The following is a 14,551-nucleotide window of genomic DNA, read 5'->3' on the forward strand; positions in this document are numbered from 1 at the left end:
AGTGAGCACGTTGAAGAAAGAACCGTTACGCAAATCGCAAGAAGAATCCCAACCTCAAATAGAGCTGAATTCACAAGACAAAGAGAATGAGAAAGAACATCAAAAAGAGGAGCAACATGAGAGCCTGAAAGAGAGCCAGAGTAATCATCGACCGTCCAGACGTTCTGATAATTCGCTGGAAACCCGCCAATCGGAAGAGCATGAAGCGTTTGGGCAAGAAAGAATACTGATCGCCAGCCCGATTCGCCAGACAACTCCGGTTCTCCGTGAATTTCTGGATTCTCTGCATGCACTGGAACGAACAACAGTAAAGACGGATTATCTGTTTGTTGACGATAACGTGGAAGAAGCCGCATCGAATATATTGCATGAATTTGTGCTTCAGCATGAGGGGACGGTTATTCAAGCAGATGAACATGGTAGCGGTAGTCCTGACAACAAAGGGGTGTACACCAAGGATGAGGGAGGACACTATTGGCAGGATGATCAGATTTGGCGTGTAGCCGGTTTGAAAAATCGCATATTGCAATATGCACGCGACAATCACTATGATGCGGTGTTCCTGATTGATTCTGACTTGGTGCTGCATCCGCGGACGCTGGAGCAACTCGTATCGAGTGGCAAAGACATTGTATCCAATATTTTTTGGACCCGGTGGCAGCCGGATGCCAGGGAAATGCCGCAGGTATGGCTGCAAGATGAGTATGCTTTGTTTCGCCGCGGTGGCAAAACAGTAGACGGAACCGAGACGGAGGACGAGGGCACGCAAACGACTGCTTTTCTAAATCAGCTACGGATCCCGGGTTGTTATGAAGTTGGAGGGCTGGGGGCATGTACCCTTATTCGCAAAAATGTTCTGGCAGCAGGAGTCTCATATGACCAGATTCCCAATGTATCCTTCTGGGGCGAAGATCGTCATTTCTGCATCCGTGCTCAGGCACTGGGTTTTCGTTTATTCGTCGATACTCATCTCCCGGCGTACCACATCTATCGTTTGTCCGAACTGCCGGGGGTTTCCGCCTTTAATCGCAGGGCGAGACGAGGCGAAGAGACGATCAGTATTACCCTGTGTATGATTGTGAAAAATGAAGAAGCTTCCCTTGCGAGATGTCTGGACTCGGTCAACGGTATTGCCGATGAGATTGTAATCGTGGATACCGGATCAACGGATCGCACTCGCCAGATCGCTTCCAGATATACGGATCGTATCGTTGATTTTGAGTGGGTGGATGACTTTGCAGCAGCACGCAACTATGCTTTCGATCAGGCGAAGAGTGAATATATTCTGTGGCTGGATGCCGACGATGTGTTCGAACCGGAAGATCGGGCGAAACTGATCGCCTTGAAACGTTCGCTGGACCCGGATGTTGATAGTGTCACGATGGATTACAATCTGTCATTCACAGCAGATGGCAAGGTAGCCTACAGCCTGCGCCGGAATCGTCTGGTGCGTCGGGATCGGCAATTTCGCTGGATTGGCGCGGTGCATGAATATCTGGCTGTAGCGGGTAATCTGTTGCATAGTGATATCGCGGTTACCCACAAGAAAGATAAGGAGTATACCGATCGGAATCTGCGGATCTATCGCAAAAGGGAACAGGCCGGAGAGGAATTTGGGCCACGTGACTTGTACTATTTCGGTAATGAACTGAAGGACCATGGACAGCATGAGGATGCGGTGAAGTACTATGAGAAGTTTCTGGATACCGGATTGGGCTGGGTGGAAGATCAGATCGCTGCTTGCCAGAAAATTGCGGATTGTGAAGCTGCACTTGAACATCCGGAACAGGAAGTCACGGCGTTGTTCCGATCATTTGCCTATGATTTGCCAAGAGCCGAGATTTGCTGTCGATTGGGTGGTTATTTTGCCGACCGTGAAGATTATCGCAAGGCCCTGTTCTGGTACGAACAGGCGACTCGTGCTGTACGTCCTGATGACCCTATGGTAGTGCTGAATGAAGCAGCTTGGACCTGGATGCCGCATCTGCAACTATGTGTGTGTTATGACCGGATGGGTAACCGTGCCAAGGCCCGGGAACATAATGATATCGCACTCGCCTATCATCCAACACATCCGAGCATGTTATATAACGATCGATACTTTAAAGATTTGGAGAAGGATAACGTATTGGAAAATGCCTAAAGCATGCATATAGATTGGAACTGTAGGTATAGATATTGCTGGAACAGTTGTTTGTAACAAGAGCCTCCTCTGATGAAAGAGTGGACGCAATGAGCCACTTTTATGAGAGGGGGTTATTGACGTAATTGTATTAAAGGAGTTATTGTAGATATATTAAGTCTTTTATTAGGGAGGAATGAGATGATGAAGTATTCCAAAGCTACCAATTACGCCCTGCACACGATGCTTTTTCTTGCGGCATCCAATTCAGATAAACCTGTGGGTGTGCAGCAGCTTTCAAAGTGGCAGAATGTTTCACCCACATATCTGTCCAAGATTTTAACCAAATTGACGAAAGAGGGGATGATTCATTCTTCATCTGGTGCCCATGGCGGGTATACACTTCAGGAGAAGTGGGAGGATCTTACGTTTTTGGACATCATCCAGGCCATTGAGGGTACAACCTCTCTGTTTGATTGTTGTCATCATAAACAGGGATGCTTAATTCAAGAAACCATGATCACTGCCGAAGGACAGATGGAAGAAGTGCTTAAAAATCGAAAATTATCTTCAATTGCCGGTAAAATATCAATGATGCATTAAGTATTTTTTTTGTATTTATAATAGATATAACTTATCTTTTATATCTATTATAAATTTCAACAAACGAATATATCCAGAAGATTTCACACACTATTCTTTTGAATAAAGGAGACTGAAATGAATTCATTTATTATCTATTTATTGGCTTTAGGAGCCTTTGTTGTGGGAACAGCCGAATTTGTCGTATCTGGTGTTTTAGATATCATTGCCCGCGATTTACAGGTTTCGATCTCATTAGCGGGACAATTGGTCACCGTATATGCACTATCTCATGCATTGGGAGCCTGGGCTCTGGTCATGCTGACTTCCAAGTTACAACGTAAAAAAGTACTTCTGTATTCCATGCTTATTTTTATCTTGGGAAATATCATTGCATTCTTCAGTTTGAACTTTGGCATGCTTATGTTCTCACGCATCGTATTGGCCATGAGTGGTGGTCTATATTTTGTCCTAGCCACGAACTATGCTGCAAGACTAGCTCCTTCTGGCAAACAGGGTAGTGCCATTGCAACTGTCATCACAGGATTCACCGTTTCATTGGTATTAGGAGTGCCGATTGGTACCTTCATTGCTGCCTACATGGATTGGCACTACGTTTATATCATGATTGCAATTATCGCATTTATTAATTTCATGCTGTTGTACAGATTTATTCCTCGAATGGAGGGTAACCCGTCTCTCTCCCTGAAGCAACAATTATTGATTATCAAAGATAAAAAGGTTATCACCGGATTATTAACGACTGTTTTCTGGATTCTGGGTTACACCATGGTATTTGCTTATATCGCTCCACTTTTAAGTTCAGTAGCCGATTTTTCAATAGAAATGATTAGTACGGCGTTACTTGTATTGGGTGTATTTGCATTCATAGGTTCCCGTCTTGGTGGCTATGCGGTAGATCGATGGGGACCTGTTCGCACGATTCCAATCAGTTTGATTATTCATGCTGGTGCCCTCTTTATTTTGCCCATCACAGCAGGTTCCACAATAGGTATTCTTCTGACCATCATGATTTGGGGCACAGCTGCCTGGATAACAACGCCCGCGAATCAGTTCTATTTGATAACATTGAGACCACAGTCTTCTGAAACAGTCCTGAGTTACAATACGGCAGTAATGAACATAGGTATGACTTTCGGTGCCGGATTGGGAGGTGTAGTTGTGAAATACAATTCCGTTCAAAATTTGGGGTGGATTGGTGGTATGGTCCTGCTGTTGGCTTTGGCGATTGCCCTTGTTTCCTTCAGGTTGACTACAAAACCAAGTTGAATTCAATGTCTTTTTAAAAGGAAGAAGTGAATATTGGATCAAATGATTTCATCCAGGAGAGGATATGCCTTACAATAATGAATAACGGAAAAGCGGTGACCATGATTGCCTGTCTTCGGCTGCCGAATTGATGAAGCAAGGGGAACTGGATATGAATTTGACGGAAGTACTATTGGAGTCAAGGCTAGTTGCGATTGTGCGCGGTATAAGCCGCGAAGCGGCAGTAACAGCTGGACAAGGTATGACAGGTGGCGGCATCCGACTAATGGAAGTCACACTGAACACACCTGGAGCACATGATATTATTGCAGACTGGCGTGAGCGGCATGAAGGAAAGGCTTATGTTGGAGCGGGTACGGTACTGAATGTGCAGATGGCGAAGGAAGCCGTCGCTGCAGGAGCACAATTTCTGGTATCTCCCAATGTCGATCTGTCTGTCATTGAATATGCTGTAGAACATGGTGTCGAGATCTGGCCTGGAGCCATGACACCTACGGAGATTGTCGCTGCCCATGAAGCGGGAGCACGAGTTGTGAAGTTGTTTCCGATGGCGAGTCTGGGTATACCGTATCTGCGGGAGATCAAAGCGCCACTGAATCATATTCCACTGCTGGCAACAGGTGGTGCCACACTGGAGAATATTGCTGATTATTACGCAGCAGGCGCTGCTGCAGTGGGTCTGGGAAGTGCACTTTTACCACGAGAAGCTCTTGTGGCAGGAGATCATGAGCAGATTGCAGCATGTGCACGGAGATTTGTGGAAGCAGCTGAAGCCTAGGATTCCAGCATCAGATGAGGAATATGTATATTTGGGTATATATATGATGGTTCCTTTAAATTAGTTGTTGGATTAATCTTTATCATAAAAACCCATGTCGCTTAACGTGCCGTTCATTCTATTGTTTTATGATGGATGTATGCCGGAATTCGGAGAGGAGAGATGCCCTGTGAAAGCTAAAACAATGATAGGCGGCATGCTCGCCGTGGCCGCAGTAACGGCAGGTGGATTATGGAAGGCAGCGGTAAAGAGCCAAACCCCCAAGAAGATTCCAATCACACTCACACCCCCAATGCCATTTGAGGATGTGACCTTTGACAGTGGGGGAGGTCGGGTGCATGGCTGGTTCATCCCGGCCAGAGCCGACATTCCGAAACCATGGCCGCTCGTTATTATTGCACATGGCTGGGGCTCCAATCGCTCCCGTGTTCTTCGTTACGCACGTCCGATCTGGGAAGCTGGATATGCCTTATTTATGTATGATGTGCGTAGTCATGGGGCTAGTGATCCGGTTCGTGCTGCATCTGCCTACTTGTTCCGGGATGATCTGCTCGCGGCGTTGCAGTATACGACTGCACGACCAGAGATTGATGCGGATGCCATCGGAGTGCTTGGTCATTCTTTGGGGGGATTGGGTACGATTCTTGCAGTGACGGAGGGAATTCCTGTATCAGCAGTGATTACGGACTCGATGCCATCGCAATTTGAAGTAATCGTCAGTGCAGAGCTGAGACGCCGGCGTCTGCCCTTGTTTCCACTGGCCCAGTTAATTCCGAGAATCTGGTTCTGGCGACTGGGTGAATCTCTGAAATCTTATCGTCAGCGTGATCCGGTGATGATGCTGAATGAACGGCGCAGGGGGATGCAACTGCCGATGCTTATGGTGCACTCCAAGGGAGATAATTTCATTCCCCCGAGTGAGCTTGAATATTTTATGTCCAAAGCCGATCCGCCTGTTGAACATCTATGGGTCAACAGCGGAGGACACAGTTGTTCTGAGGAAGATCCCACCTTCTGGGACACCGTTATTCCATTTTTGAAAACCCATGTCCAAGGTCAGGCGAAGTTGAACGATTCGTCTAAAGCGAGTAGTTGACAAGGTAGATTCAGCCTACATAAGAGTGCAGGCTAACAGATAAAACGCCAACGTAATTGGCGTTTTTTTTGCTGTTACTAGCAATATGCAGAAATTCACATTTGTAAAATTGCCCGGAAAACGACGATTAAAAAGGAAGCTTATGGTATCATAGAATAGACTGGCAATATTCATGCGAGGTTATTTGTTATGCTTCTTTGTATGAAATTGAAGGGAGAGGTCCAGATTTGAGTTTGAATTGGAAGTTTAATCTACGTTTGAAAATGTTCGCAACCAAAGCAACAACCGCAGCGATGGCAACACTGCTGCTTGCTTCGCAAACACCAGGTTTTGCAGGCAGTGCATCAGCCGCGCAAGCAGAGCAGTTGACCGCAGCGACAACGGGGGAAAATGAACAACTAGACGCAACGAGCAATGACGTGCCTGAGGGAGCGAAAATCTCATCCAGGCAAGCCAGTGAAAATATACTGAAATTATTTCCATTATTAAAAAAAGCAACGATCTCATCTGCACGATTCGATTCACCTAATTCCTATCCACCGCCAGACTACAAGGCGTGGGAGATCGGGTTCCAGATTACACAAGGTAATCATACGTCGGGATTCAGTGGAACTGTACATGCAGGCACAGGGGAAGTGTTAAGTGTACATTTGCCGTCGGATATCCTGGATAAACATGTCTCGGAATCAGATGTGAAGTTAACCAAAGCTCAAGCTGAAGAAAAGGCCGTGACACTGTTGTACCAAGCGATTCCGGGTCTTAAGGACAATGAATATGCTCCGCTTGGAGATATGTATTCTTCCATCGAACAAGAGTCATTGTTTGGCAGAACAGAGTATCGATACGGGTACCAGTTAAAACATGATGGATTGTTATCTGACGCAGAGACAGTCTACATTAATGTGGATGAAAGTGGTTTGGTGACAGGTTACTCACGGGGTACTATTGAAGCCAAGTATCCCTCATCGAAACCGGCAGCTTCAGAAGAGAAGGCCAGACAGCAGTTTGAAGAACAGTTCGATGTGGAGCTGGCTTATATCGCCAAAGATCGTCTATCTTCCAAACAGGGTCAGCAGTATTACCTTGCATATACACCAAAAAATATCAGTATCATTCCGATTGAAGCCAATACGTTGGAACGGATTAATACATTAACAGGTAAAGCTGTAGATGAAGATTCTTTGCAGCAGGATACGAAGTTAAAAGGTGATGTAACGCCTTTTGTCCCGGCCAATGGTACGAGGTTAAATGTTCAGCAGGCCGCCAATCGGGTCGCAACAAACTTTGATATTCCCAAGGGATATAAGCTGGAGCATAACCAGCTGGGCAAGGGATATTACTCAAGTCCGAACAATCAGGTGTGGAGTCTGAGCTGGAGCGATCGAAGTGCCAATATGTCCTATATGTTCATGCGGGATATCTCAGCACAGGTAGATGCAGTTACCGGGCAGATCTACAGTTATACGATGATGCAACGAATGGGACCGGAGATGGAACAGGAGAAGCCGGCTGAGGAGAAGGCAGGCAAATTGGTAACCCGGAAGCAGGCTGAGAAACTGGCGATGGACACGGTGATTGCGCTAGTTCCAGACGCAACGGAGCAGTTCCGACTGGCTAACGTGATTGAGGTGGATGATGCTCGCACATTTTTGTTCCAGCGTTATCTGAACGGAATTCCGGTTAAGGAAGATACGGCACAAGTACAGGTGTTAAACAACGGGACGATTAACGAGTTCTATACACGTATTGCGGCAACGCCTGAACAACTGCCAGCAGATGTTAAGCCAGCCATCAGTTATGAAGAGGCCAAGGCACTCTATCTGGAGGAATTCAAGCTGATCCTCGCATATTCCCGTTATGGCGGATATGGTATGAACGGTGGTCAAGTCATCCCAGCGGGGGTGAACCTTGCTTATATGCCTACACGTGATGAGAATTCGATCTATGGCAACTATGAAGCGCTGGATGCGAACACAGGGGAGTGGGAGCTTTTATACGGGGACACAAGCTCTGCAACCAAGGCTGAACCTACGGATATCTTGGGTCATGTGGCCGAAGCAGCTCTACGCAATATGACCCAGCATGGCGTATTGCTTGCTGATGAACAGGGACGCGTATTCCCGGATCGTGTGATCACCCGAGGAGATTGGTTTAACTATCTGGCAAGAGCGATTAATCCAAATATGGATCTGTACTACAGTGGGGACGGAGATGACAAGTTATACGCTGATGTGACACCTGACAGCCCGTATTATAAGGCAGTTCGGGCATTAATCGATCAGCGCTGGCTTGCCGGAGCGGACCCTGAACAGAATTTGAATCCGCAGGAAGAGATGACACGTGAAGAATTGGCAGTGCTGCTTGTACGTATTTTACGCTATGAGAAGCTGGCCGGATTCTATACGTTGCCATCGGATCTTCCCAACATTGCGGATGCCAGTGCCATTACGAGTAAGGGAGCGGTCTCCCTGAGTCTGAAGCTGGGATTGCTCCCTTCGATTGAAGGACGATTCATGCCTGCACGTAAAGTGACGGTAGCTGAAGCGTCACAGGTATTGGAACGGCTGGCGAAGCTTCAAGGTAAAACAGATACGTTTATGAGTGGTAATCGCCTGTATTAGACGAGGAATCACTCATATCGTGACCAAACGAAACATAGGATGAAGATAACGGGTAATCGTGATTCAATGAACTAAAGATCAAAGGGACCTTCCATAGAAGGTCTCTTTTGATTTGCTTTGACAAAACTACAATGACGACAGAGCCTTTTGTGATACAATAGGGCGTGAGAACTTTGCAAAGAAGGGTGGGTTCCTTTCATGGGTAAGAACGGGAAACGAATTATCACCATACTGCTGGCAGGCTGTCTGATTGCTGTAGCGTTACCACGTACGGTTGATCTGGATCAACTGTATGCTGCATCAGGAACATCAGATATATCCACGGCAACAGATTTGCGCCAGACCTTGCTTACCGCAATGTCACAGCGAACGGAGGAACTTGTTTTTACATACAAAGGCAATGTGAAGGGCCTCAAAAAACAATTACAAACCTCCATCGATGAGGCAATGAAGAGTGACCCCTATATCCAATATACCGTTAAAAGTTATGCATTTAATTATAAAGGCTCCAATGTGTCGGCCGAGGTGCATGTGACTCTCTCCTATCGGGAGACCAAGGAGCAGACCGATTATGTGAATCGTAAAGTCACAAACGTGTTGAAAGAAATCATCAAACCAGGCATGACGGATCATGAGAAGGTCAAGGTCATCCATGACTGGATTGTGCTTAACCTTTCCTACGATACTTCGTTGAAGAAATATACGGCCTACGACGGGCTTGTTACAGGCAGTACCGTCTGTCAGGGATATTCACTGTTGGCATATCGGATGCTGGAGCGAGTAGGTATCGATAACCGGATTGTGGAAGGTACAGCGGGCGGGCAGCTACATGCCTGGAATATTGTGAACCTGGACGGCAAGTGGTATCACATGGACACCACATGGGATGATCCTACCCCTGACCGCAAAGGTAAGGTTAGCCACAGCTACTATTTGCTGAGTGATGATGAGATGGCACGTGACCATATCTGGACAGGCAAAAGCAAGTACCCCGCTGCGCCCGCCCCATATCGAGAAGCTTTATTAAAGCTGGTGAAGGCCGGAGATAGCAAAAAAGCCGCTTATCAGAAGCTGTACCATGCTCTGGACTATTCCCTGTATGATGAACAGGATGCTGTTAAAGGCCATGCTGCGCTGAAGACCAAAGTTCAGAGTAAGCTGAAGGAAGGCGGAACCTCGCTGACATTCAGGTACAAGGGTACGGAAGCTGGACTGATTGAAGATTTGCAGGATTTGTACCAACTTGGCATGAAATCGATATCTTATTATGTATCCAAAATGGAAGGTACTACGGATCTGCGCGTCAAAATTAACTGGACATTATAACAACCGTTTGAACAGGATGCTCCGCTTGAGGAGTATCCTTTTTTGTGTTCAATTTTGTGTTCAAAAACGAGGATTTTAGTGTTGTCTATTTTTTGTATATGTAGCTTTGCTATTCTAATCTTCGGCGTATGCCAACACTACGTACGAGGAGGATATGCAAACAATGAGGAAAAAAGTGAGCATAGTGATCATTGCTCTGTTACTGGTCACGCAAATGATGCAGGGTTGGATATTTACACCAACAATGCATGCTCAGGATGAATTAACTAATTTGCCAGCCAGTGCAATCAGCGATACAGCATCAGAAGAAGGTTTGGCAGGTTCGGAAGAGGTTAACAACGTTGACGTTGCTGCCACTCCGGAAGAAGAGGGGGAGGGAAACCTCAACCAGAGCAGTTTAGCAATCGCAGCTGCAGGCCCGGTAATTACAGATCAATTGATTAACAGTGTGCAGATGTACAATCAGGCACCAGAAGACAACGGGAATGGCACGATTGAAGTCAAAGGAGATAAAATCGAGGATATTCGACCACGCATCCAGGATGAGGTGGCTGTAGTCTTTACATGGGGACTTGCAGATGCCAACCACAACTACAGTGATGGCTCTACGTTCACCTTTAACTTGCCCGATAAATTCATCATCGGATCGCAGCTTAAGGGTAATCTGGATGGCGGTGTTGGAGAGTATGTGGTGAATCCAGATGGCACAATCATCTTTACCTTTAATGAACTGATCGAGCATGCGAAGCTGGAAGGCAACTTCTACGTGTGGATTAAGTTCGATGAGAGCAAGATGGAAGATGGCTTGAAACAACAGATAGACTTTAGTTCCGTGGGGCAGGGCATCATTGATGTACATTTTGCCAACACAGCCGTAGATAAGTTGAAGAAATCGGGAAGCGCAAACAAAGAGAACTTCAACTCGGATGAAATTAAATGGACTGTAGGTTTTAACCAAGGTGAGAAGGCTATGAAAAATGCTGTTCTTGCAGACACGTTCCCAACAGGGCTAGAGCTCAAGGGCGATATCGAAATTCGCGAATTGGAAGTGCAATTGAATGGATCTGTAAAAGAAGGCCCAGTAGTTCAAACGGAACCACAGTTTCCAATTCAATTGGGAGATACAGATAAGGCCTATCGTGTAACCTATACGACAAGTGTTAAAGCACCAACCACTGCTCCGTTCACCAACGTGGAGTATCAAAACCAGGTTGCGCTTACAACAGATCAGAGCGAGCACAACGAAACAGATATTGGCCGAGTTCGTGTGAGTTTTAATGAGCCTTTGAACAAATCAGGGCAAGATAGTGCGTATGATCCGGTGACACAGACGGTCACATGGAAAGTACAATATAACTACAATCAGCAAGAAATTATGCAAACGAATGCATGGATTGAAGACCGCTTTGATACGGCAAAACAGCAACTGATCAACAATTCCGTCAAAGTGTATCAAGTGGACATTAATGCAAGTGGAGCGGCTTCCAACAGAACACTGATCAATCCAAATGAATACACACTCGAAGCGATGGGTACAGGGTTCAATGATGGCTTCAGATTACATTTTAAGAACGATATTACAAAGGCCTATGAGATCGAATATGATACTCAATCTATTCATCGTGTGTATACAAACGACACCATTACAAACACAGTGAACATGTATGATGGTACTTCCAAAACAGGCCGAAGAGACATTCAGGAAGTCATTTTTGCAAAGAGTGTAAAAAGTGAAAACTTCAACACAAAAGAAATCGAATGGCAGATTGTTTTGAACCGTGATTTGCAGGACATGACGGATATCGTCATCACCGACAATTACGAAGGCAGACATATGAAACTGATTCCGGGTAGTCTTCAAGTGAGTGGTGTTAACAAAGAGGACTTTGAACTGACTCCAGACCCGGCTGATCCAACGTATGAAAAAGGATTCTCACTTCGCTTGAAGGACGGCGTAACGCTTAGTACGGAGCATGTTATCACTTATAAGACAAGCTTCGATCCCACAGCAGGTATGCCAACGAATGATGAATATCGCAACTCGGCGAAGATCGATTGGGAAGAGTCTGATGTAAAACAGACTGCGATTACCAAATCTGCTGCGGTCAAACCACAAGACTACACGATTCAAAATGGTAACAAAAAGGGTGAATATAGCGCCAAAGATAAAAAGATCACCTGGACAATCGATGTAAACTACAATTTGTTTGATATTCAGGATGCAATCCTTAAGGATGCTTACACTGGAGACCAATCTTTCGTAGACGGCTCATTGAAAGTTCATGAGTTAGAGTTGCAGGGAGCCAATAATGTTACTGCTGTGGGTAGCGAGGTTCTGCTCACACCTGGTCAATTCCAGTTGAACCCGGACGGTAAAGGTTTTGCGTTGGATCTGGGTAACATGGGCAAAATGGCTTATCGCATTCAGTACCAAACAAGTCTGGATGGACCATATTCTGTCGCAGGCGCATATGCCAACCAGGCTGTTCTGACGGATGGTGAGGGTGGTGCAATACGATTTAATAGATCAGCCAGTGTTACACCTGCCAACGGTGGTGTATACGTGCGCAAAACAGGGAAGCAAGAAGGTACAACGGATAAAGCATCATGGACGGTAAATATCAATCCAAGTCAATCTTTCATTCCTGCGGGTAACCAATTAACAGATACCTTGTCAGAGAACCAGATTTTATTGGCTGATTCATTGAAATTATATGCAACCAATTTACCTGCCAACAATTCAGGCAATGTATCCACCAAAGCTGGACTTGTTGATCCGGCTGATTATGAATTGGACGTGGAGGGCAATACATTTACCTTTACCTTCAAGAAAGATATCCATACCGCATTCATTTTGGAATATCAGTCTTATATTAATGCCGATCATGGCGCCCGAATTGAGAATAAGGTTGAATTTGCAGGCCAATCTTCCTCGGTAATCGGGGAAGGTAATCAGTCGGGAATCAAAGTTTCCTTGGCTGGAGCAGGTGGAGGAGCCTCTACAGGTCTGGGAAAAATCAAAATTCACAAAGTCAGTGATACAGGAGTTCCGCTGGAAGGTGCAATATTTGCAATCTATAATACGTCTGGAACCACGCTTCTGGAAACATTGAAACCAACGGACGAGAATGGTGTGGTTGAAAGCTCCAGAAACTATCGATTAAACAATCTAACCAACGGTGTACCTTATAAGTTAAAAGAATTATCTGCACCGGCAGGATATTTGGTTGATCCTGAATATGGCTCTGCCTCAGGTAAAACGATTGAATTCAAGGATGCGGATATCGCTTTTGAAATTGAAAATAAAAAAATTCGCCAAGGCTTCGAATTAACCAAGGTAGATGCGGTAGACTCCTCCAAGACACTTAAGGGTGCAACTTTCGAATTGTACTCCAAGGACGGCGCAACGCGAGAGAAAATCGATGAGTTAACGACAGGGGAAGATGGGAAGATCGCCAAAGGTGGACTGTCGCCAGGGGATTATGACCTGGTAGAAGTCGTGGCACCTGAGTTTTATCAATTGGATGCTACACCAATTCCGTTTACGATTGTAGAGAATCAGACGGAGAGTATTACATTGACGAAGTCTAATGCAATGGGTTCAGGTGGTAAACTTGTCGTTACCAAAGTAAATGCCAAGGATAAGTCCGTATTAAGCGGAATTGAATTCGAATTGCGTGATCGTTCCAACATTGTCATCGATACAAAAGTAACCGACCTAAATGGGGTCATTGAATTCGATGGTTTGGATTATGGTTCATATACATTGGTAGAGACCAAGGCAGAAGGCTTTGTTATTGAACAGCCGGAGACGCTTGTATCTATTATCAAACCGGAAACTCAATTAACCATTGAAAATAAAAAAAATGATCGTTCTGTGAAATTGATTAAAACCAATGCGGGTCGAACTCAGCACCTTCAAGGAGCTGTATTTGAATTACGAGCTCAGACTGCATTGATGGATGCAAATGGGAATTGGGAGTTCCACAAGGTAACAGGTCTAGATGAAGCTTCACTGACAACCAATCAACAAGGTGAAATTGTACTTGAAGGCTTGGATATCAATAAATATCAGTTGGTTGAAATAAAAGCGCCTAACGGATACATGTTGGAAACAACACCCGTACCATTTGAAATTACGAACATACAAACCGAAGCCGTAGTTGTGGAAAAAACAAATCAGGCTATCCCGGTATCGGGTGGTGGGTCTAGTGGACCTTATAATCCGGGAACACCTACTACGGGTGTAACACCAGATCCGGAGAAACCAGTAACTCCGGAACCAGGAAAACCAAATCCGTCGGTTCCAGGCACGGTTGTAACTGAACCTACAGAGTCTGGGGGAGGAACCGAAAGTCCGACAGATGAAGATTCCGGGGTAGTGACACCGACACCAGGCGATTCCAACGGTGACGACACTGCACCTCCAGTTGGGGATACAGATGCACCGGATGGGGGTGGTGCACTTGCACCTCCTGCTGGAACGGATACAGATGGATCACAGGGCAATGGAAATTCTGGATCTCAGGGAATGCTGCCACAAACAGGTGAAGAGAGCACAATGGCTTACACTGCTGTGGGCATGATGCTGATGGCGCTAGGTAGCGCGGGATTCATGTACTTCCGCCGCAGACAACAGCTTCATCGCTAGATCGCAGCATGTAATGCAGGAACAGATCATATTTGGATAAAAAACACCCTCTAGCTTTCACAAGTGACTCAGAGTCATCATGTGA

Annotated in this window: 8 protein-coding genes; all 8 read left to right on the top strand. The window is 45.7% G+C overall.

The annotated features are described in order from the left end of the window. Position 1: 1 nt before the first annotated feature. The 8 genes from MHB71_RS29680 to MHB71_RS29715 all read left to right on the top strand — a co-directional run bounded on the left by MHB71_RS29680 (position 2) and on the right by MHB71_RS29715 (position 14,466). Positions 2-2,143 carry a glycosyltransferase gene (locus MHB71_RS29680; RefSeq protein ID WP_340028353.1) on the top strand — a complete coding sequence of 714 codons (2,142 nt, stop codon included), beginning with the start codon at positions 2-4 and terminating at the stop codon, positions 2,141-2,143. Between the two features lie 183 nt (positions 2,144-2,326). Next, entirely contained in the window at positions 2,327-2,725 is a 399-nt protein-coding gene (locus MHB71_RS29685) for an Rrf2 family transcriptional regulator (RefSeq protein WP_036607093.1), read from the top strand. A 117-nt stretch (positions 2,726-2,842) separates the two neighbouring features. Further along, complete coding sequence (locus tag MHB71_RS29690) at positions 2,843-3,994, top strand: MFS transporter (protein ID WP_036606945.1); 1,152 nt, start codon at positions 2,843-2,845, stop codon at positions 3,992-3,994. A gap of 151 nt (positions 3,995-4,145) precedes the next feature. Next, entirely contained in the window at positions 4,146-4,772 is a 627-nt protein-coding gene (locus MHB71_RS29695) for a bifunctional 4-hydroxy-2-oxoglutarate aldolase/2-dehydro-3-deoxy-phosphogluconate aldolase (RefSeq protein ID WP_047841586.1), read from the top strand. Between the two features lie 169 nt (positions 4,773-4,941). Further along, positions 4,942-5,868 carry an alpha/beta hydrolase gene (locus MHB71_RS29700; RefSeq protein WP_282320216.1) on the top strand — a complete coding sequence of 309 codons (927 nt, stop codon included), beginning with the start codon at positions 4,942-4,944 and terminating at the stop codon, positions 5,866-5,868. A gap of 227 nt (positions 5,869-6,095) precedes the next feature. Beyond that, a complete protein-coding gene (locus MHB71_RS29705) occupies positions 6,096-8,489 on the top strand; it encodes an S-layer homology domain-containing protein (protein WP_340028354.1) in 2,394 nt (797 codons plus the stop codon). A 198-nt stretch (positions 8,490-8,687) separates the two neighbouring features. Further along, positions 8,688-9,815: a transglutaminase domain-containing protein gene (locus tag MHB71_RS29710; RefSeq protein WP_036606951.1), complete on the top strand. Its 1,128-nt coding sequence runs from the start codon at positions 8,688-8,690 to the stop codon at positions 9,813-9,815. 163 nt (positions 9,816-9,978) lie between these two features. Beyond that, on the top strand, positions 9,979-14,466 hold the full coding sequence (locus tag MHB71_RS29715) for a collagen binding domain-containing protein (protein WP_340028355.1): 4,488 nt from the start codon (positions 9,979-9,981) through the stop codon (positions 14,464-14,466). The last annotated feature ends 85 nt before the right edge of the window (positions 14,467-14,551 follow it).

It is taken from the genome of Paenibacillus sp. FSL H7-0940 (assembly GCF_037979415.1).
Taxonomy (GTDB): Bacteria; Bacillota; Bacilli; order Paenibacillales; family Paenibacillaceae; genus Paenibacillus; species Paenibacillus amylolyticus.